The organism is Micromonospora sp. NPDC050397, assembly GCF_044901685.1.
Lineage (GTDB): Bacteria > Actinomycetota > Actinomycetes > Mycobacteriales > Micromonosporaceae > Micromonospora_G.
The window spans coordinates 1100841-1121605 of record NZ_JBJDPS010000001.1; the positions used below are offsets into that span (position 1 = coordinate 1100841).

Consider the following 20765-nt stretch of genomic DNA (forward strand, 5'->3'; position numbering starts at 1 on the left):
GGCCGGGTCGGCGGGACGGACGACGTCGGTCCGGACCGGTTGGTCCGGACCGACGTGACCACGACATGTCAGCGGGAGTTACCGCCGGAACCGGCTGTCCACGAAGACCAGGGCGTCACCGACGGCCCGTTCGGTGCCGCCGCTCGGACGGTTGACCAACGTGCCACCGACCGACATCGCGGTGGAACCGCCCCCGTCCAGGTTGATCGCGTCCCGCAGGCCCAGTGCCTGGGCCACCACGGCCGTCTCGCCCATCGTGGTGCCGACGCTGCTGGTCATCCGGCCGTCGACCGTCGCGAGCACGATCCTGCCGTCGCGGGTGGTCCCGGCGATGGTACGGGGATTGCGCGCGAAGAAGCTGTCCGAGCCTTCCGGCACCACGATCTCGCCTGCGGCGGTCAGCCGGTAGCGGCCGTTGACAGCGAACAGACCCGGCCGCAGGGCGACGCGCTCACCGCGCTCGTTCGTCAGTGCGCTGGTCTGCTCGACGCAACCCTTGACGACGCTCAGCAGGTTGTTGGTGTCCGCCCCCGTGGCCTGGAGGGACACCTGACCCTGGGCCAGGGCGGTGCCCCGGACGGCCGAGGTGCGCACTACGCAGCCGTTGCGGTCGAGCACCACCTCGACGCCCGCCCCGGACGGGGTGGCGGCGGCGAACTCCGGTGTGAAGCGGACCACGTCACCGGGGAGCGCGCACTGGGTCTGGTCGGTGAGCGCGGCGCAGCCGGCCGGCACCACCGGTGGGTGGTTGACGAACTCCAGCGGCAGGGTCGCCCCGGTCCGCGCGTTGCGCACACTGCCGGTCCAGCGCGTCTGTCCCATGACAACCTTGTTGCTGGTCGCGTCGACAACCAGGTTGACCTCGGCCGGGTCGCCGGTGGGCTCGCTGAGCAGCTTGCCGCCGAACACGCCCAGACCCACCGGGTCGCCCGGGTACTCGGCGCTCGCGGTGAAGGTGAAGAAGGAGGCGTTGACCCCGGCCAGCGCACCGGCGGAGCGGACCAGGTCGGTGGTCTTCTCGACCCCGGCCAGATCCGGCCCGTACGTGGCCTTGAGGTGTCCCCGGGCCTTCTTGGGGTCGATGGTCAGTACGTTCACCACCCACGGCCCCCGGGTGGTGGTGTTGATCTGGTCGGCCGGGGCGGGTTCGGTCCCGCGCACGATCCGGGTCAGGGTGACGCCACGGGCCAGGGTCTCGACGGTGCGCGACTCGGCGAGATCGGTGTCGCCCAGTGGAAGTGACGTGGTGCCGGCCGTGGCGGGACCGGCGGGGAGGAGGCCGAGGCCCACGGTGACCGCGATCGCCGCCACGACGGCTCCGGGCCGCCGCAGCCGGGACAGCGGGGATGTCTGAGAGATCATGATTTCGATCCTCTTCGAACGGAAGTACCGTGCGCTCCACCCGCGTCTGACCATTGTCCTAATTGTGGGTTACATGCCGTTCCAGCCTATGTCGTCGGATCGGCGGCCCACCGCTCGGTCGACCGGTGTCGTACCAGGTCGACGGCCTCGAACTCGTCCAGGTGGTCCGCGCGGTCGACGCCCAGCCATCGGAGTAGGCCGTTGATCGCCATGTCGCCACCCTGCCCCGGCGGGAGGAACCGGTAGTGCGCCTCGGCCTCGTAGGAGGCGTTCGCCGTGAACTCCGGCCCCCAGGCGATGGTGCCGTCACGCCAACCGACGGCGGCGTGAAAGCCCGTGCCGCCGTGGAACTCCAGGTGGACGTACCCGACCGGACCGTCGTACGACAGCGACCGGGCCCAGTCGGCGAGGCCACGGCTCAGGTCGTAGAAGCCGGGTACGGGGTCGTCCGTTCGTACGTCACCGGTGATTCGTTGCTGCACCTCGTCGGTCAGGGGGAGCATCGCCAGCCCGCTGGGAGGCGCCAGCGCGACCAGACGGGCGTCGACCGCCGCGACTCCCGCGCGGATCGGGTCGCTCGGTCGGAGCAGCAGTGCGTGCAGGGTGCCGGCCATCGTGGCAGCATGCCCGACGCGGGGCGTGGATGGCGAGGGTGTTCGGCGGCCGTCGACCGGCAGCGCTCAACCGATCGCGATCCAGGTGGCGCGGGCACGGCCGAGTTCGGTGCCGTCCCGGCCGTACAGCGTGGTGTGGACGAGCGCCTTGCGGCCCTCGGCACGGCCCAGGGCGCCGACCACGACGCATCGTTCATCCGCTTCGGGCAACCGGTCGAGCAGGACGGCGATCCGCCCGAGCACGTAGGGTCGGCCGGCGCCGATCACCGCCCAACCGCCGGGGCAGTCCAACGCCGCCCAGACCGTCGCGGGCGACACGTCCGGCGGGACAGTCCATCCGGCGGCGGTCCGGCCGTCGCCCACCGGGCCCGGGAAGATGCGCAGTCCGTCGACGCGCTCCGGGCCGCAGACGTAGCAGGTGGGGAACGGGTGGTCGGAGAAGCCGGCGTACCCGTCGGAGGCCGCGACGGCTTCGGCGTACCCGATGGGTGGCACCACCGTCGCCACGTCACCGGCCGGTGCGACCTCCGCCACGACGGCGCCGTCCGGTGCCCGGACCTCGCCGTCCACCAGCGACAGTGCCGTGTCCAGCGGCGGCGGCATGCGCAGGGTGACCTCGCGCGCGGCGCCGTCGGCGAAGACGCCGGCCGAGTATCCGCCGTTGCCCGAACCGGGCGGTCCGTTGAAACGCCCCGCGATGATCATCGCTCACCCTCTCCGTGGACTCCCACCGGCCCGGCGGCGACGATATCGCGCGCTGACTGGGGTGTAAGGAAGGGCCCCTTATTAACGCATAGCGTTAATAAGGGGCCCTTCCTTACACCCCAGTCAGCCGTGCCGGCGTCGCGGGCAAGGTACGGACGGACTTCGTGCGAAGATCACTGACAACATGACCTCACTGCGACTCTGTCTTGACAGTCTGGAAGGGCTCTCCGTGGGCGACGCCCTCGGCGCCCAGTTTTTCGTACCCGGCACCTCCGTCCGGGACCTCGCCGCCGGTCGCGTACCGGACGGGCACTGGTGGTGGACCGACAACACCGAGATGGCCTGTTCGGTGGCCGACCAGTTACGCCAGCACGGCCGGATTGACCAGGATCAGCTCGCCTTCGCGTTCGCCGGACAGTTCGAGCCGTACCGGGGCTACGGCGCGGGTGCGGTGGTGATGCTGCGCCAGATCCGCGAGGGCGCGTACTGGCGTGACGTCGCCCGGGCCGCCTTCGACGGGCAGGGTTCCATGGGCAACGGCGCGGCGATGCGGGTGGCGCCGCTGGGCGCCTTTTACGCGGGCGACTCGCGGACCGCCGCGCTGCAGGCGATGCGTTCGGCCGAGGTCACCCATGCCCACGGCGAGGGCATTCTCGGCGCGGTGGCCGTCGCGGTCGCCGCCGCCGAGGCCGGCTGGGCCCGGACGGTACGCGACCGCCCGGCACCGCGCGAGCTACTCGACGCCGTGCTCGCCTACCTGATCGACAGCCGGGTCAAGGCCGGTATCGAACGGGCCCGTGAGCTGCTCGGAGTCGACGTCGCCGAAGCCGCCTACGAGTTGGGCAACGGTTCCCAGGTGCTCGCGCAGGACACCGTGCCGTTCGCGCTCTGGGTCGCCGCGACCCACCTGCACGACTACCGGTCGGCGATCGTCACGTGTGTCGAGGCGGGCGGGGACGTCGACACCACCTGTGCGATCGTCGGCGGCATCGTCGCCGCCCACACCGGCTTGGGCGACGGTGGAATCCCGTCCCTGTGGATCGAGCGCCGGGAGCCGTTGCCGGACCCGCTGCGCCGCACGCCCGATCAGCTCGGCGACCCGGGCTGACGATGGGGTGTTCAGTCGGCGGGGGCGGAGGCAACCCTCTTTCCAGGTGATTACCGATAGGTAACACTGGGTTCACGGTTACTGCATCGACAGTGCAAATAACCTCTCCGTGTGGTCGCGCCGACGAACGGGCAGCCGGGGATCGGCAAGAGCGCGCTGCTGGCCGACGCCCGGTCAAGCGCGCCGAACCTCACCATCCTGGCCGCCGCCGGGCTCGCCGACGAGACCACACTGCCGTACGCGGGCGTGCAGCGGCTGGTCGAACCCGTACTCGGCCACGTCGGCGCGCTGCCCGTCGCGCTGTCCCGCGTGCTGACCCGGGCCCTCGTGGGTGGCGGTTGCCCGGCTCCGGACCGGTTCGCCCTCGCGATGGCGTTACGCGCCCTGCTCGTCGCCGCGAGCCGGGAGCGACCCGTGCTCTGTACGGTCGACGACGTCGACCTGTTCGACCGCTCGTCCGTCGACGCGCTCACCTTCGTCGCCCGTCGGCTGCACGGCCAACCGGTCGCGATCCTGCTCACCGCCGCACCGGACATCGTGTTCGGTGGCATTCCGGCCCGGCAGCTCGACGGGCTCGACCCGGCCAGCAGCAGCCAACTCCTCGCCGACCTGCTCGCCGAACCGCTGCCCGAGGGCGTCGCCGGGGCACTGGTCCGGCTGGCCGGCGGCAACCCGCAGGCCCTCACCGACCTGGCCGGCGCGCTCACCCCGGCGCAACGCCGGGGCGACCAGCCGCCGCCGACCGCGGGCGATCTCGGCCCGGTGCCACGCCCTGCTGGCACCCCGGGGCAGCGACGCGGCGGAGCGGGGGTCGGCGGCGCAGGCCAGCGCGGAGTTGCGGGCGGCGGGGGAGGCGGTCGAGGCGTCGCCGGTGCCGGTGACCGAGGCGCTGACCGCCCAGCAGTTGCGGATCGCCCGACTGGTCGCCGGGGGCGCGACCAACCGGGAGGTGGCCGCCCGCCTCTTCCTGTCCACCCGTACGGTCGACCACCACATGCGCAACATCTTCAGCCGGCTGGGCATCCGGTCCCGTACCGACCTGGTCCGCGCCATGTCGTAGCGGTCGGAGCGGGCGGCTCCGGCCGGTGGCTTCGGGGTCGGCCGGGCGGCGTTATACTGGCCGTGCGCCCCACGGGGCGTGGCCCGGGTCGAGAGGCGCTGCGACGGATTCCATTCCGCCACGCTCGACCTGTTGGCCAGACACAAGGGCGCCTCCGAGCAGGAGGTGCCCTTTCCGGCATCTGCTGCCGCGCCACGCACCCACCAGCCGTGGCGCCGTACCGGTCGGACCCCGTCCGACCGACCTCCAGTTCTGCCGGAGTACGGAAGAGGAATCCATGAACGCACGACTGCAAGAGATCAACGGGGTCGAGTTCGCGGTGGCGGACCTGTCGCTCGCTCCCGCCGGACGGCACCAGATCCGCCTCGCCGAACACGAGATGCCCGGACTGATGGCGATCCGGCGCGAGTTCGCCGACACCCAACCGCTGCGTGGTGCCCGGGTAGCGGGCTCGCTGCACATGACGGTCCAGACCGCGGTGCTGATCGAGACCCTGGTCGCGCTCGGCGCCGAGGTGCGCTGGGTCTCCTGCAACATCTTCTCGACCCAGGACGAGGCCGCCGCCGCGGTTGTCGTCGGCCCGACCGGCGCGGTCGACCAGCCCACCGGTACGCCGGTCTTCGCCTGGAAGGGCGAGACGCTGGCGGAGTACTGGTGGTGCACGATGCGGCTGTTCGACTTCGGCGCCGGCCAGGGACCGAACATGATCGTCGACGACGGTGGTGACGCCACGCTCCTGGTGCACAAGGGCGTCGAGTTCGAGAAGGCCGGCGCCGTACCGGAGCCGGACCGGGACGACCACGTCGAGTACCAGCTCATCCTGCGTACCCTCGCCGAGAGCATGGCGCAGGACCCGCAGCGCTTCACCCGGATAGCCGAGCAGGTGCGCGGCGTCACCGAGGAGACCACCAACGGTGTCGGCCGCCTCTACAAGCTCGCCCGCGAGGGCCGGCTGCTCTTCCCGGCGATCAACGTCAACGACTCGGTCACCAAGAGCAAGTTCGACAACAAGTACGGCATCAGGCACTCGCTCGCCGACGGCCTCAACCGGGCCACGGACGTGATGCTCGGCGGGAAGCTCGCCGTCGTCTGCGGGTACGGAGACGTGGGCAAGGGCGCGGTCGAGTCGCTGCGCGGCCAGGGCGCCCGGGTCGTGGTCACCGAGATCGACCCGATCTGCGCGCTCCAGGCCGCGATGGAGGGTCTCCAGGTGGTCGAACTCGAGGACGTCGTCACCACCGGCGACATCTTCGTCACCACGACCGGCGGCACCGACATCATCATGGCCGAGCACATGGCGAAGATGAAGCACAACGCGATCGTCGGCAACGTCGGCCACTTCGACACCGAGATCGACATGGCCGGGTTGGCCCAGGTCCCGGGGATCGAGCGGGTGGAGATCAAGCCGCAGGTGCACGAGTGGCGCTTCCCGGACGGGCACTCGGTCATCGTCCTGTCCGAGGGGCGGCTGATGAACCTCGGCAACGCCACCGGCCACCCGAGTTTTGTCATGTCGAACTCCTTCACCAACCAGGCGATGGCGCAGATCGAGCTGTTCACCAAGCCGGAGCAGTACGACACCGCCGTCTACACGCTCCCCAAGCACCTGGACGAGAAGGTCGCCCGGCTGCACCTGGCCGCGCTCGGCGTACGCCTGACGACCCTGACGAAGAAGCAGGCGGACTACCTCAGCGTCGCCGTCGAGGGTCCGTACAAGGCCGACCACTACCGCTACTGACGCGGCGCCCACCGGGTTCCGGAAGCCGTCGGGGGAGGGCTTCCGGAGCCGGGTCGGGGGTGGCCCGGTGGAAAGATCACGACCGGGTGTTCGAGGCCGCTCCGGGCTCCTTGACAAGCCCGTCGAGCAGGACGTTGATCGCCTTGCCCCGGGCCTCGTCGCTGCGGGCGGTGAGGGTCATGCGGACGAACGCGGCGATGTCCTCGGCGGTGATGTCGGCACGCAGCCCTCCGGCGTCCCGTAGCCGCGACGTGGCCGGACCCACCACGGCCGTGATCAGGCGTTGCGCGTGCTCGTCGGCCCGCTCGCCGGCGCCGGCCAACCGGGCGAACGTCGCCACCTCCTGCTCGGACATGTCGCAGCTCTGGGTGAAGACCGCCCGGAACGCCAGCGCCGGATCGCCGATCTCCATTGCCTGCTCCGCGTTGCCCTGCACCGCCGCCACCAGGTCGTCCAGCACCGCCTCGATCAGCTCCTCCTTGCCGGGGAAGTGCCGGTAGAGGGTTGTCGCGCCGACGCCGGCCCGCCGGGCGATCTCTTCGAGCGTCACCTCGGGACCCTGTTCGGCGAACGCCTCGCGGGCGGCCGTCACGAGCCGTTGCCGGTTGCGGAGCTGGTCCTTGCGTGGAGCCCGCATCGGTGGCACCCCCAGAAGTGGTAGCGGCACCGCCATCTTAGCGCTACGGTTGAGTGGCAGTATCGGTGGCGCGGGCTATTCGCACCGGTCCTCGGAGCCGCGCCCGAAGGGTTCGCAGCAGTCCGGCCGGTGCTGGTACACCCGTCGATCCGATCCCCGGCGCAGGGCCCAGTCGGGCGTCACCTCGTAGAGGCACGAGCGCCAGACCAGGAGGGGGCCGGTCGCGGTCACGGACTGACTGTCTCCCGGCCCTCCGCGCAAAATGGCGGGGATCTCCATGGTCAGACCGTATCCCCAGCTCAGAGTGGGTGTCTGGGTGGGGCGTCGGGCTCCGTGGTCGGTGTGCGTCGGTTCGGACGTACACGGAAGAACATGTAGCTACACGTTTTTCCATGTACGAATCCACGGCTTCATGCCTCCCGGTCGACAACCGGGTGCCGCCCTTTCCGTCTGTCGCCGGAAGTTACCGGTAACACTCCGGAAGTAGGCCATTGATAGTTCCGGAAACTTTCCGCTAACATCGACCCACGCAGATTGCTGTGTGAGATCCAGATCTGATGTGCCGGGCAAACGAGCGTCGCCCGCAGGTCGAGTCTCTGGGACGGTCGCAAGACGCAGGTCGATGCCGTAGCGGTTGCCCCTCCGGGCGTGGGCGCCGCTACGGCTGGGCACGGCAGGCGACTTGGGCTCGGCCCGGTCGGCCTGGCGTGCCGCATCGATGCCACCGGCGTGCGACAACCGTCCGTGTTCCAAATCGTCCGGAGGCAACAGAAATGAGCGTCAATTCGATTCGTCGTGGCCGCCAGGCCGCAGTGAGGTCGGGGCCGCGCCTGGCGCTGGTGCTCACCGCGGTGGGCGCCCTCGTCGTCGGTACGATGATCGCCTTCACGCCGAGCGCCAGCGCCGGCACCACCCTCGGCGCCTCGGCGGCCGAACGGGGCCGCTACTTCGGCACCGCGGTCGCGGCGAACAAGCTCAGCGACAGCGTCTACACCACGATCCTGAACCGCGAGTTCAACAGCGTCACCGCCGAGAACGAGATGAAGTGGGACGCGACGGAGCCGTCCCAGAACCAGTTCAACTACGCCAACGCCGACCGCATCGTCAACAGCGCGCGGGCAAACGGCCAGCAGGTACGCGGCCACGCGCTGGCCTGGCACTCGCAGCAGCCCGGCTGGGCGCAGAACATGTCCGGCACCGCCCTGCGCAACGCGATGCTCAACCACGTCACCCAGGTCGCGACCTACTACCGGGGCAAGATCAGCGCCTGGGACGTGGTGAACGAGGCGTTTGCCGACGGCGGCGGTGGCGGCCGGCGCGACTCCAACCTGCAGCGCACCGGTAACGACTGGATCGAGGCCGCCTTCCGCGCGGCCCGGGCCGCCGACCCCGGCGCGAAGCTCTGTTACAACGACTACAACACCGACGGGCAGAACGCGAAGAGCAACGCGGTCTACGCCATGGTGCAGGACTTCAGGGCGCGCGGCGTACCGATCGACTGCGTCGGCTTCCAGTCCCACTTCAACGCCCAGAGCCCGGTGCCCAACGACTACCAGGCCAACCTCCAGCGGTTCGTCAACCTCGGCGTCGAGGTGCAGATCACCGAGCTGGACATCGAGGGCTCGGGGACCACCCAGGCCAACAACTACGCCCGGGTGGTGTCGGCCTGTCTGGCGATCAGCCGGTGCACCGGCATCACGGTGTGGGGCATCCGGGACACCGACTCGTGGCGGGCCAGCGGCACCCCGCTGCTCTTCGACGGCAGCGGCAACAAGAAGGCCGCGTACACCTCCACGCTGAACGCCCTCAACAGCGGCAACCCGACGCAGCCGCCGACAACCCCGCCGACCGGCCAGCCGCCGACCACGCCGCCCACGACCCGTCCACCGACCACCCCGCCCCCGGGTGGCGCGGGCTGCTCCGCGACCGTCTCGCTCAACTCCTGGACCGGCGGGTTTGTCGCCACGATCCGGGTCACCGCCGGCTCCTCGGGGACCACCGGGTGGGCGGTGAGCCTGACCCTGCCGTCCGGGGCGGCGGTCACCAACACCTGGAACGCGACCGCGAGCGGCAGCAGCGGCAGTGTCCAGTTCCGCAACGTCAGCTACAACGGCCGGCTCAACGCGGGCCAGAGCACCGAGTTCGGCTTCCAGGGCACCGGTAGCGCCACCGGTATCACCCCGACCTGCACCGTGAGCTGAACCATCCCGACGGCCCGGGTGCGAGGGAACCCCGACCCTCCGTACCCGGGCCGTTCGGTGCCGACCCAACCACGGTGCGGTCCGCGCACCACCGACGACAGGGAGACGACCATGCGTACGGGGAACCATCAGAGCACGCCCTTGCCGCCGGTCACGGCCACCGCCGTGCCGACGGTGCCGTACGGGCGGAAGGGGTAGTCGGCATGGACCGACGATCGTCGCTGGCGGGACTGGTCACGGTCGGGGCGCTCGCCGCCACCACCGGCGCCCTGCCGAGGATCCTGCGCGACCTGACCGACGACGAGTCGGCGGCCGGTGTTGCCGGCGGCGGGTCGGCCGGCTCGCGGACCACCGGCCACTGGGTGAACACCTGGGTGTCGATGCCGCAGTTGGCCGAACCGCACAACCTGCCGCCGGTGCCGTTCACCCAGGACAACCTGGTCTTCGCCGACGCCACCCTGCGGCAGACCGTGCGCGTCTCCGTCGGCGGGCGACACCTGCGGCTGCGCGTCTCCAACGCGTTCGGCGGTGCCGCGTTGCCGATCACCGCCGTCTCGGTCGCGCTGCCGGCGGGCGGAGAGGCGGGCGTCAGCGGGATCAGGCCGGGAACCGCCCGGCAGGTGACCTTCTCCGGCCGGCCGTCGATGGTCGTACCGGTCGGCGCGCAGGCCGTCTCCGATCCGTTGAGCTTCGCGCTGGCGCCGGGAACCAATCTCACCGTGACCATCTACCTGGCCGAGGGACAGGCCTCCAACAACGTCACCTCGCATCCGGGCTCGAGGACCACCTCCCACCTGCTGGCCGGCAACCACGTCCTGGCCGACGAACTGCCCGCCGCCACCCCGACCGACCACTGGTACCTGCTCAGCGGGGTCGAGGTGTGGTCGGCCGCGTCCACGGCGGCGGCCGTGGTGGTGGGCGACTCGCTGACCGACGGCCGGGGCTCCACCACCAACGGCAACGACCGATGGCCGGACCAGTTGCTCGACCGGATGCGCGGCCACGGCCCCACCTCCGACCTTGCCGTACTCAACCAGGCGGCCGGCGGTAACCGGGTGCTCAACGACGGGCTGGGGCCCAACGTCCTGGCCCGACTCGACCGGGACGTGCTGGCGCAGAGCGGGGTCAAGTGGCTGATCCTGTTCGAGGGCGTCAACGACATCGGCACCGCGGCGGCCACCGAGGCCGCCCAGAAGGCCGTCGCCGACGACCTGATCGCCGCGTACGAGCAGGTCGTGGCCCGGACGCACGCACACGGCATCCGGGTGTACGGCGCGACCCTGCTGCCGTTCGGCGGTAACACCGGTTACGACGACCCGGCGGGCTTCCGGGAGGGGGCACGCCGACGGGTCAACGACTGGATCCGGACCAGCCGACGGTTCGACGGGGTTGTCGACTTCGACCGGGTGACCCGTGATCCGGCCAACCCCCGGCAACTGCTCGCCGCGTACGACGTCGGGGACCACCTGCACCTGAACCCGACCGGTTACCGGGCGCTCGCCGACGCCGTACCGCTGCGGCTGTTCACCCGGGAGCCGCTGCCGCCCGGGTTCGGCTTCCAGTAGGGATTCCCGGACGTTCGTGGGCGGGCGGTCGGGCACGCGGCCCGGTCGCCCGCCCACGAACGGAATCGGTGCTATTCGGTTGTCACCAGGGCGCCGGGGCCGGTGGCACCACAACCGGCGGGCGGTCGTCGCAGGTGATGGTGTTCGGCAGTTGCCAGGTGGCGAACCAGGGCCCGGTGGTGCCGCCGCCGTCGTTGCCGCCCAGATCGGTCAGGGCGAACTCCGATCCGGCCGGGGTGAAGTGGAACGAGCCGCAGTTGTTCACCCCGACCGCGCCGACGTTGCGGGCGTCGACGTTCTCGAAGGAGGCGGACCCGGCGACCCGGGCGCTGACCACCGAGGTGCCCGTACCGTCGACCCTGATGTCCTTGAACCGCACCCCGTTGATCGAGTAGAGGTCCTTCACCGACCACTCGCTGACCAGCATGATCGCGTTGTACGTGCTGTCCAGGTAGTGGTCGCCGACCACCTGGACGTCGGCGTCGATGCTCTTGTCGAGCGCGTAGATCCAGATGGCGCCGAGCCCGATGTTCCAGTTGAGTTCGTACGTGCCGGCGCGGACCACGGTGTTGTTCGTGATCAGGAGTTGTCCGGTGAACGCCTCGGCGCCGAAGCGGGAGCCGGCGTGGATGCCGCTGCCCTCGCGGATCGGGTCGGCGACCAGGTTGTGCGAGACGGTGTTGTCCCGGCCGCCGTAGATCGCGATCCCGTTCGCGAGCGTCGGCGTCTGTACGGTGTTGTGGTCGAAGGTGTTGTTCGCGTTCGAGGTCGTCTCGGACCACATGGCGAGGCCGTCGTCACCGGTGTTGCGGACGAAGTTGTTCGACACGACCGAGTCCGTGACGCCGATGTGGAAGTTCAGCGCGTCGGCGATCTGGTCCACGACGATGTTGTTGGTCACCCGTACGTTGCTCATCGGCCCGTCGAACCAGAGACCGACCTTGGTGTGGCGGATGTGCAGGCCGTCGATGGTCGAGTCGCTCATCGCCCCGCCGATGCCGTTCACCTGGTCGGTGTCGATCCGCTCGCGGACGTCGCCCTCGATGGCGAATCCGGAGAGGTGGACGTTGTCGCTGCCGCCGACCGAGGCGTCCTTGCCGTAGAAGCCGACCCCGGTGTGCACCGAGCCGTCCGGGGCCGGAGGATCGAGGGCGACCTCGCGACCCTTGACGATCGTGTACCAGTTGCCGGCACCCTCGATCGTCACGTCGTCGACGATGATGTGCCGGTTCACCTGGTAGGTGCCCGGCGGGAGGTAGACCTTGAGGCGGGCGAGCTTCGCGAAGGCGATCGCCTTCTCCAGCGCGGCGGCGGAGCCCCGCCGGCCGGTTGGGTCGGCGCCGAACGCCAGCACGTTCGCCGCGACCAGCCTGACCCTAGGCGGCGCGACCAGTTCCGAGTCGAGCAGGTCGATCACGGTCCAGGCGGCGACGCTGTCAGCGGGCACGCTCAGCCGTACCCTGTCACCGGCGCGGTGGGTCTGGCCGAGCAGGAGGCGCTGCTCGTCGTAGAAGTGCATCGGGCGGAACGGCTTGGTGATCGTCGGGGTCGGCGTGGTGGCCGCCGGTACGCAGCCGCACTCGGTGATCCACCAGTCGGGGTGCAACAGGTCCGCGTTCGGGTCGTTGGTGAACGGGTACTGGTTGTAGAGCCACGAGTACTGCGAGGTCAGGGTCATGGTCCTGGTCGGTCCGCCGTCGACCCGTACGCTCAGCGGCGCGGTGATCCCGCCCCCGTTCGGGGCGTCCGGAATGCTGTAACGGACGGTGATGGCGTTGGCCGCCTTCGGCAGGGTGAACTCGACGTACTGTCCCGGCGTCAGCTTGACCGCCTTCCGCCCGGACGCCTCGGCGGGCAGCGTGTACGGCGTGCGGTCCGGTCCGATCACCGTGCCGTTCGTGCGCGCGTTCTCCGCCTCCTGTTCCAGGAATCCGACCGCCGCCCCTCGACCCTGTACGAGTGACGGGTCGAGGCCGGCGCGGGTCACCACCGGCGTCGGCGTGGTCTGGGACGAGGTGCCGGCGTGGGCGGTGCCGGCACCGGCGACGAGGAGGCCGAGGGCGACTGCGGTCCCGGTGGCGATCCAGCGTGACGGTCGCCCGGACCGTCTGGTCGCTACTTCGGTGCTGCTCGGTGACATCGAATGACTCGTTTCTCTCGGGACGGTGACGGTGACGTGCCGACGCTCGAAGGCGGGGCATCCCCCGTGGTGGCTGCGGGATCGTCACGCTGACTTCAGAGGCTCGAAACGGAGCTAGACTCGGTCATGTTATTGCAGAATTCTGTCAATATTCAAGCGCGGCTTTGTCGTGTAATTCGGGACCATTGTCGACATTCGAGCGCTGAAATGGGCTCCCCGGGACCCAGTCGGCTCGGTCCGGCCCGATCGGGGATGATCGTCGTCGTGACCAGTCCCAGTCCCTGGACCGCGCTGCTGGGCAGCGAACTTCCGGTGGTGGCGGCGCCGATGGCCGGCGGTCCGAGTGTGCCCCGGCTCGTCGCCGCCGTCGCGGCCGTCGGCGGGTTCGGGTTCCTGGCCGCCGGTTACAAGACGCCCGAGACGATGCGGGCCGAGATGGACGAGCTGCGCCGGGCCGAGGTGCCGTTCGGCATGAACCTCTTCGTGCCGAACCCGGTCCCGGTGGACCGGGCGGAGTTCCGCCGGTACGCCCAGGACCTGGCCCCCGAGGCCCGGCCCTACGACGTAGCGCTCTCCGAGGAGCCGGTGGAGGACGACGACCACTGGGCCGCCAAGATCGACCTCCTGCTGGCCGACCCGGTGCCGGTGGTGAGCTTCACCTTCGGGCTGCCCGAGCCGCGCGTCGTGTCGGCGCTGCGTCGGGTCGGCTCGCGTGTGCTCGTCACCGTCACCAGCGTGGCCGAGGCGAGGGCGGCCGGCGAACTCGGCGTCGACGGGCTGGTGGCCCAGGGCGTCGACGCGGGTGGGCACAGCGGCACGCACCGCCCGGAGGCACCGGACGCGCCGCTGCCCGTCGGCCTGCTGACCCGAGAGGTTGTCGAGGCGACCGGGCTGCCGGTGGTGGCGACCGGGGGAGTGGTCGGCCCGGAGCAGGTCGCCGACCTGCTCGCCGCCGGCGCCGTCGCCGTCATGGTCGGCACGCTGCTGCTGCGTACGGACGAGAGCGGCGCCAGCCGGACCTACCGGGACGCGCTCGCCGATCCGGCGTTCACCGAAACGGTCGTGACCCACGCCTTCACCGGCCGCCCGGCCCGTGCGCTGCGTAACGGATTTGTCGACCGTCACCGGGCCGGGGCGCCGCTCGGTTACCCCGCGGTGCACCACCTGACCCGCCCGATCAGGGCGGCGGCGGTTGCCGCCGGGGATGCCGACCGGGCGCATCTGTGGGCCGGGACCGGCTACCGGCACGCCGCCACCGGCCCGGCCGGCGACGTGGTGACCACACTGGCAGCACCCCTCTGACCGATCATCGGAGACAACAGATGTACGCGCATGACACGGTGCCGCTCGGGCGTACCGGCCTGCCTGTCAGCCGGCTCGGTCTCGGCCTGGCCTCCCTCGGCGGCATGTTCGCGCCGGTCGACGCGGTACAGGCCGGCGCCACGATCGACGCCGCGTGGCGGCTCGGCATCCGGCTCTACGACACCGCACCGGTCTACGGGTACGGTCGCTCGGAAACCCGCGCCGGCCTCGCACTGCGCCCCCGCCCGCGCGACGAGTACGTCCTCTGCACGAAGGTGGGCCGGCTGATCGAGCCGGGTGGCACGGACACCCAGTCGATCTGGGCCGACCCGCCAGCCGGCGTCGGTCCCCGGCTCGACTACCGCTATCCCGCCGTGATCCGCTCGGTGGAGCAGAGTCTGGAACGTCTCGGCCTCGACCGGATCGACGTCCTGCACGTGCACGACCCGGACCAGGACTACCCGACGGCTCTCGCCGAGGCGTACCGGGCCCTGGCCGACCTTCGCGCCAGCGGCGTGATCCGGGCCGTCTCGCTCGGCGTGAACCACGCCGACGTGGCGGCCCGGTTCATCCGCGAGGCACCCGATCCCGGACCCGATTCTGTCCTGCTCGCCGGCCGCTACACGATGCTGGACCAGTCCGGGTTGGCCGACCTGTTGCCGCTCTGCGAGCAGCGTGGCATCGCGGTGATGGCGGCGGGCGTGTTCCAGTCCGGCCTGCTCGCCGAGCCGCGAACCGGTGCTGCCTACGGCTACTCCCAGGTCCCCGAGGCGCTGCTCGGTCGGGTCCGCGCGATCCGGGACCTCTGTCACCGGTACGACGTTCCGCCACTGGCCGCCGCGATCCAGTTCGCGTTCGGGCACCCGGCCATCGCGACCGTGGTGGTCGGCGCGCGGGCACCGCACGAGGTGACCGACAGCGCCGCCCTCCTGGCTCATCCGATCCCGCCCGAGTTGTGGGCGGCGATGAAGGCCACGGGGCTGCTGCCGGAGACGGTGCCCACCCCGGCGGCGGGCACCTGACGCGGACGGGGACGGCTCGACCGACGACCGGGACGCCCCGGTGCGCGGCGGGACGTGGTGTGTGGCTCACCCGAAGGCTGGCATCAGTTTGTCGTGAATCAGGCGCAGTTGACCGTCGACGTCGGCAACGCCGGGGACGTCGCGGCCGGTGAAGGATTTCACCAGGGTGGCGTCTGTGATGGCACAGATCATGTGGTTGACACCGGTCGGGGCGATGTCGCTCGCGATCTTCGCCCGTACCTCGTCGGGGGTGCCGGCGAGCGATAGCTTCTCGGTGATCTCCGGGGTCGTCAGCTCGATGCCGCGCGCGAGATCACCGGCTGCGATGGCATCGATGATCGGCACCATCTCGTCGGGGTCCACACCGTTGCGTTCGAGTTGCTCGGCGGGCATTGCCGAGGCGTACAGGCCGACCATGCTCCGGGCCGCCTCCTTGGCCGCGGTCGAGTCCGGCCCGACGGCGAACACCACCCAGGCGCCGATGTCCAGCGACCGCCAGTCCTTGCCGGCGCGTTCCGCGCCGATCCGGAAGTGCTCGACCGCGTATTCGTAGGCCGCGCGCGAGTAGCTGAGCGCGTGGTGCATGCCGTCGGAAAGTTCACCGGCGGCCTGGAACGACCTCGGTCCCCGCATCGCACCGATCTTGACCGGGAGGTGCCGCTGGATCGGGCGGGCGAAGGTGAACAGGCCGTCGTAGGAGTAGAACTCGCCGTCTCGGGTTATCGTGCCGTGGTCGAGCAGGGTGCGGACGACCTCGACCGCCTCCTTCACCCGGGTGAGCGGTCTGGTGGTCGTCCAGTCGATCTTGTACTGGGCGAGTACGCCGAAGTTGCCGCTGCCCAACACGACCTCGGCCCGGCCACCGGTCAGTTCGTCCAGGGTCGCGGCGGCCTGCGCGATCAGGCTCGGTTCGCGCAGGGTGACGGCCGAGACGCTCGGTCCCATCCGGATCCGTGAGGTCTGTGCCGCGGCGGCCGCGAACAGCAGCCACATGTCCTTGTGCCACGGCTCGTCCGCCGCGTACACCGCGTGGAAGTCGAGTTCCTCCGCCAGCCTGATGGAAGCCAGCGACTGCGCGATCGGGTAGTCGGGCAGCATGGCGTAGCTGAATCTCACGGTAGTGCCTCCTGGCCGTGAATCGTCGGACGCCGCCGTGGTCGAACACCTCGGCGAGCGTCGTCAGTAGCGGAGCGCGCGGAGGTTTGCGTAGCTGTCGCAGGCGGACGAGACTCCGTCGGGGGAGGGGTTGTCGTTCTCCGTCAGGTAGTGGTCGACACCGGCAACCCCGCTGTACGCGAAGATCCGGGTGAAGTCGATCGTGCCCTCGCCCACGTCGGCGAACGAGCCGTCGGCGGCCATGTCCTTCACGTGGAACAGCGAGAACCGCCCGGGATACTGCTTGATCAGGGCCACCGGGTCCACTCCGACACTGGACGCCCAGTACAGGTCGAGTTCCATGGCGACCAGGCGCGGGTCGGTCTCGCGCACGAGCACGTCGTAACCGCGTACGCCGTCCGTGGCGGTGAACTCGAATCCGTGGTTGTGATACGCCACGGTGATGCCGGCCCGCTTGAGCGAGGCACCGACCGTGTTCAGGGTTGCCGCCAGTCTCCGGTAGTCCTCGAGCTGCCAGGCGCTCGACCCCGAGATGCGGACGTACCTCGCGCCGAACGCGTTCGCGTCGGCGATCACGCCGTCGAGATTGGTCTCGAGGTCGCCGAGGCTGATTCCGATCGACGGTACGGAAACGTTGGCGTCCGCGATCAGGGGTGCGAGCGCGGCGGCACTTCTGCCGTAGAAGTTGTTCACGGCGCCGGAGGGCTCGGCGTTGCGGTATCCGCAGCCGGCGAGCGCTGCCAGGGTCGCCTCGGGCGCGGACGGCATGGTGGCCCGTACCGTGTAGAGCACGAGACCGATCCTGGCGTCGGGCACCGCCCGTCTCCCGGTGACCGCCTGGTCCTTGCCGACATCGGACCACCGGGCGGCACCGACGATGCTCGTGCGTTCCCGCGCGGTGATGACCCGGCTCCTGATCAGGTGCGTCGTGAGGCGGTCGACCAGCCTCACGAAGGCGCCGTGGTCGGCGAACGGCGCCTCCCGCCAGATGATGTCCATGATGGTGCAGCCGTTGCCGATGTCGTGGTTGGCCACGCCCGAGTCGGCTCTGCCCCGACCGAAGAAGATTGTGGTCGAGGGGCTGTAGCCCCACCCGCAGCGGTCGTCGGCGCCGTGGGCTCGGTCGACGTCAGCGGCGATGTCGGCGGTCGGCGGGGCCGGACGCGTGCCCCTGGCTGACGCCGGGGCCGGCGCGAGTGGCAGCAGCAGAGCGACCAGTGTCGCGGTGAGCAGGCGTCGGGCGAGCCCTGGTCGAGTCGTGGGCGGGCGGAGAATGGTGCGATCCATGCTGTCTCTCCCCGGTCGATGCGAACCACGAGCGGAAGGTCGGTCGGCGAAGGCGAGTCCTGGTGGCCTGGAAAGCGCTTGCCCATCCTAAGTTGACCCATCGGTCATGGTCAATGACCAATCTTCACCCGGGTGGGTGTGGTGACGGGGGTGTTGCCGCCGAGGGTCGGGCCCCTGCCTCCCGGCCGTTCTGCTTAAGTCCGGGACTGGCGGGTAGGCCGACGGGTGGGCAGGAGTGAGATCAAGGATCATGGGCTGCTGGCCGACGGGCGTACCGCCGCACTCGTCGACCGCACCGGGTCGGTGAATTGGTGGTGTCCGTCCCGGTTCGATGGGCCGTCGGTGTTCTGCCGATTGCTGGACGAGCATGGCGGGCACTGGTCGATTCGTCCGCAGGGCGCGTACGAGGTGAAGCGCGCCTACGTGCACGGCACTCTGGCACTGCGTACCGTTTTCACCACCGAGCACGGCTCGGTGGCGGTGACCGACGCGCTGGCGCTGGAGCCCGGGGTGCGGGGACATCAGATCGGCCGTCGATCCCCGGGCGCCCTGGTCCGGCTGGTGGAGGGCCTCTCCGGTGTGGTCCTGCTTGAGATGTCCTATTCCCCCCGGTTCCAGTACGGTCGGGTGCACGCGTATCTGATGCGCCAGAACGACGCACTGGTGGCCACGGCGGGAGCGACGACGCTGACCTTGACGGCCAGCGTGCCGCTGGAGAGCGACAACGACGACGCATCGGCCCGGTTCCGCGTCGGGACAGGGCAGCAGGAGACGTTCAAGCTCGCGTACACCCCGACCTACGGCGACGCCCGCCCACTGGCGGCCGATGTCCGGCGGACGGTTGACGAGACGGTGGACTCGTGGCGCTCCTGGGCGATGGAGCATGAGTACCAGGGCTGCTACCCGGAGTTGGTTCGGCAACACGCGCTGGTGCTACAGGGGCTCACCTACCAGCCCAGTGGGGCGATCGTGGCCGCCGCGACGACGTCGCTGCCCGAGCGCGTCGGCGACGACCGCAACTACGACTACCGGTACGCGTGGATGCGTGACTTCAGCATGACGTTGCACGCGCTTTGGGTGGCGGCCTGCCCCACGGAGGCGAACCGGCTGTTCAGCTGGGTGGCCTCGGCGGTCGGTCAGGTGGGTGATCGACCGGTGCCGATCATGTGCGATGTCGAGGGTGAGCGGGACATCTCGGAACGTCAGGCGGACACACTGAGCGGGTACGGCAACAGCACACCGGTCTGGATCGGCAACGAGGCCTGGCGGCAGCGGCAGCTCGACGTACCCGGTGAGGTGCTGGACGCGGCCTGGCTGTTGCGCGACTACCTCAGCCCCATGCCCGACGAGATCCGCGACCTGCTGCGCAACCTGGCCGACCGGGCGGCTACCGCCTGGCGGGAGCCGGACGCCGGAATGTGGGAGGCGCGAGACGCGCAGCGGCACTACCTGTCCTCCAAGGTGTTCTGCTGGGTGGCGCTGGATCGGGCGGCCCGCTTCGGCGGGCGGATCGGCGACGGCGGTGACCTTGCCCGGTGGGCCGGTGCCCGGGATGAGGTTCGGGACGCGATCCTGCGCGAGGGGTGGAACGACGAGGTGGGTGCCTTCACCGGGGCCTTCGGCTCCGACCAGCTCGACGCGAGCGTGCTGGTCATGCCGATTGTCGGGTTCCTGCCGGCCACCGACCCGCGGATGCGCGCGACGATGAGCCTGATCGAGGATCGGCTTTCCCACGGGGGTCTGGTCCGCCGCTGGGACGGCGATCCGGCGGCATTCTTTCTCTGCTCGTTCTGGATGGTCACCTGCCTCGCCCTCGCGGGCGAGCGCGACCGGGCCGTCGCGCGGTTCGAGAATCTTGCCGACAGCGCCAACGACCTGGGGCTCTTTGCGGAGCAGATCGACCCTTTCACCGGGACGCAGCTGGGCAACTTCCCGCAGGCGTTCTCGCACATCGGACTGGTCCTCGCAGCCTGGCAGCTCGACGCCGCGTCGACCGACGCGGTCTCCACCCCGCAGGGAGGCAACTGATGGCTGGACGGCTCAACGGAATGACCGCGTTGATCACCGGCTCCGACTCGGGGATCGGGCAGGCGACCGCTATCGAGTTCGGCAGGGAGGGGGCCGACGTGGTGGTGCACTACCTCACGGACCACGACGGTGCGCAGCACACCCGGCGGCAGGTAGAGCAGTCCGGGCGGCGGGCGATCGTCGTGCAGGGCGACATCAGCGACGAGCACCAGGTGGGTGCGATGTTCGACGACGCGCTCGCGGAGTTCGGCGCGCTGGACGTGCTGATGAACGACGCCGGAGTCGACGCGTCCGGAATCCCGGTGATCGACCTCGACACCGAGACCTGGGACAAGGCGATCCGAACGAACGTCTACGGCGCCTTCTTCTGTTCCCGGCGATTCGCGCAGCACCGCCGCGACCAGGGCGGCAGGGGGAAAATCATCAATGTGACCTCGGTGCACCAGGAGGTGGCGCGGGCCGGGGGATCGGACTACGACGCCAGCAAGGGCGCGTTGCTCAACCTGTCCAAGAGCATGGCGCTCGAACTCGCACCCATGAAGATCAATGTCAACAACATCGGCCCCGGGATGGTCCTCACCCCGTTCAACCAGAGGGCGATCGACGACCCGAAGTACCTGGAGGAGCAGGTGCAGAGCATCCCGTGGCGGCGGGCCGCCCAGCCGACCGAGATCGCCCGACTCGCGGTCTTCCTCGCCAGCGACGAGGCGGAGTACGTCACCGGCTCGACCTACTTCATGGACGGTGGCCTGATGCAGAACCAGGGTCAGGGCGCCTGATCCGTACCGCGTGAGGAGGGCGGTGGTCGACGCCGTGCTCCGGGCGTCCGAACCGGCACGGACGTGCGCCGTCCTGACGCGGGGGAGTGCAACAAAACCGC

General features: G+C 70.2%; 16 protein-coding genes, 2 pseudogenes and 1 riboswitch. Of the genes and pseudogenes, 10 read left to right on the forward strand and 8 right to left on the reverse strand.

The annotated features are described in order from the left end of the window. Positions 1–78 precede the first annotated feature (78 nt). From ACI2K4_RS04365 to ACI2K4_RS04375, 3 genes are all read right to left on the reverse strand, one after another. Positions 79–1362 carry a phosphodiester glycosidase family protein gene (locus tag ACI2K4_RS04365; protein ID WP_404508636.1) on the reverse strand — a complete coding sequence of 428 codons (1284 nt, stop codon included), beginning with the start codon at positions 1360–1362 and terminating at the stop codon, positions 79–81. An 86-nt stretch (positions 1363–1448) separates the two neighbouring features. After that, the gene (locus ACI2K4_RS04370; RefSeq protein ID WP_404508638.1) at positions 1449–1976 is read right to left on the reverse strand and encodes a hypothetical protein; all 528 of its coding nucleotides are present in this window, start codon (positions 1974–1976) and stop codon (positions 1449–1451) included. Positions 1977–2042: 66 nt separating this feature from the next. Further along, complete coding sequence (locus ACI2K4_RS04375) at positions 2043–2681, reverse strand: hypothetical protein (protein ID WP_404508640.1); 639 nt, start codon at positions 2679–2681, stop codon at positions 2043–2045. 184 nt (positions 2682–2865) lie between these two features. Between ACI2K4_RS04375 and ACI2K4_RS04380 the strand changes: the two genes are divergently transcribed. The 4 genes and pseudogenes from ACI2K4_RS04380 (at position 2866) to ahcY (ending at position 6587) form a co-directional block, all read left to right on the forward strand. Continuing rightward, a complete protein-coding gene (locus tag ACI2K4_RS04380; RefSeq protein ID WP_404508642.1) occupies positions 2866–3789 on the forward strand; it encodes an ADP-ribosylglycohydrolase family protein in 924 nt (307 codons plus the stop codon). Positions 3790–3900: 111 nt separating this feature from the next. Beyond that, positions 3901–4242: pseudogene (locus ACI2K4_RS04385) on the forward strand (AAA family ATPase); the annotation flags it as partial. 424 nt (positions 4243–4666) lie between these two features. Continuing rightward, positions 4667–4849, forward strand: a complete 183-nt coding sequence (locus ACI2K4_RS04390; RefSeq protein ID WP_404509183.1) for a helix-turn-helix transcriptional regulator — start codon at positions 4667–4669, stop codon at positions 4847–4849. Positions 4850–4933: 84 nt separating this feature from the next. After that, positions 4934–5010: riboswitch (S-adenosyl-L-homocysteine riboswitch) on the forward strand. A gap of 116 nt (positions 5011–5126) precedes the next feature. Next, on the forward strand, positions 5127–6587 hold the full coding sequence (gene ahcY, locus ACI2K4_RS04395; protein ID WP_404508644.1) for an adenosylhomocysteinase: 1461 nt from the start codon (positions 5127–5129) through the stop codon (positions 6585–6587). Positions 6588–6663: 76 nt separating this feature from the next. On the opposite strand, the gene ACI2K4_RS04400 is transcribed toward ahcY, so the two are convergent. Both ACI2K4_RS04400 and ACI2K4_RS04405 read right to left on the reverse strand, forming a co-directional pair. Further along, positions 6664–7224, reverse strand: a complete 561-nt coding sequence (locus ACI2K4_RS04400) for a TetR/AcrR family transcriptional regulator (RefSeq protein WP_404508646.1) — start codon at positions 7222–7224, stop codon at positions 6664–6666. A gap of 75 nt (positions 7225–7299) precedes the next feature. Next, positions 7300–7497, reverse strand: coding sequence for a hypothetical protein (locus ACI2K4_RS04405; RefSeq protein ID WP_404509184.1), 198 nt, complete (start codon positions 7495–7497; stop codon positions 7300–7302). A 500-nt stretch (positions 7498–7997) separates the two neighbouring features. On the opposite strand from ACI2K4_RS04405, the gene ACI2K4_RS04410 reads away from it, so the two are divergent. Together ACI2K4_RS04410 and ACI2K4_RS04415 are read left to right on the forward strand one after the other, a co-directional pair. Continuing rightward, positions 7998–9425, forward strand: a complete 1428-nt coding sequence (locus ACI2K4_RS04410; RefSeq protein ID WP_404508648.1) for an endo-1,4-beta-xylanase — start codon at positions 7998–8000, stop codon at positions 9423–9425. A gap of 203 nt (positions 9426–9628) precedes the next feature. Then, the gene (locus ACI2K4_RS04415) at positions 9629–10990 is read left to right on the forward strand and encodes an SGNH/GDSL hydrolase family protein (RefSeq protein WP_404508649.1); all 1362 of its coding nucleotides are present in this window, start codon (positions 9629–9631) and stop codon (positions 10988–10990) included. Positions 10991–11072: 82 nt separating this feature from the next. On the opposite strand, the gene ACI2K4_RS04420 is transcribed toward ACI2K4_RS04415, so the two are convergent. Continuing rightward, positions 11073–13130 (reverse strand): glycosyl hydrolase family 28-related protein, encoded by a 2058-nt coding sequence (locus ACI2K4_RS04420; RefSeq protein WP_404508651.1) that lies wholly within the window; start codon positions 13128–13130, stop codon positions 11073–11075. Positions 13131–13394: 264 nt separating this feature from the next. Between ACI2K4_RS04420 and ACI2K4_RS04425 the strand changes: the two genes are divergently transcribed. Both ACI2K4_RS04425 and ACI2K4_RS04430 read left to right on the forward strand, forming a co-directional pair. Beyond that, the gene (locus tag ACI2K4_RS04425) at positions 13395–14432 is read left to right on the forward strand and encodes an NAD(P)H-dependent flavin oxidoreductase (protein WP_404508653.1); all 1038 of its coding nucleotides are present in this window, start codon (positions 13395–13397) and stop codon (positions 14430–14432) included. A gap of 20 nt (positions 14433–14452) precedes the next feature. Then, complete coding sequence (locus tag ACI2K4_RS04430) at positions 14453–15454, forward strand: aldo/keto reductase (RefSeq protein WP_404508655.1); 1002 nt, start codon at positions 14453–14455, stop codon at positions 15452–15454. Positions 15455–15520: 66 nt separating this feature from the next. Here the strand turns inward: ACI2K4_RS04430 and ACI2K4_RS04435 are convergent, their stop codons facing one another. Next, complete coding sequence (locus ACI2K4_RS04435) at positions 15521–16570, reverse strand: LLM class flavin-dependent oxidoreductase (RefSeq protein ID WP_404508657.1); 1050 nt, start codon at positions 16568–16570, stop codon at positions 15521–15523. Positions 16571–16633: 63 nt separating this feature from the next. Next, on the reverse strand, positions 16634–17857 hold the full coding sequence (locus tag ACI2K4_RS04440) for a sugar phosphate isomerase/epimerase family protein (protein ID WP_404508659.1): 1224 nt from the start codon (positions 17855–17857) through the stop codon (positions 16634–16636). Positions 17858–18070: 213 nt separating this feature from the next. Here ACI2K4_RS04440 and ACI2K4_RS04445 point away from each other — a divergent pair. Then, positions 18071–19885: pseudogene (locus ACI2K4_RS04445) on the forward strand (glycoside hydrolase family 15 protein); the annotation flags it as partial. After that, positions 19885–20664: a glucose 1-dehydrogenase gene (locus tag ACI2K4_RS04450; protein WP_404508661.1), complete on the forward strand. Its 780-nt coding sequence runs from the start codon at positions 19885–19887 to the stop codon at positions 20662–20664. The pseudogene ACI2K4_RS04445 and the gene ACI2K4_RS04450, both read left to right, overlap by 1 nt. Positions 20665–20765 lie beyond the last annotated feature (101 nt).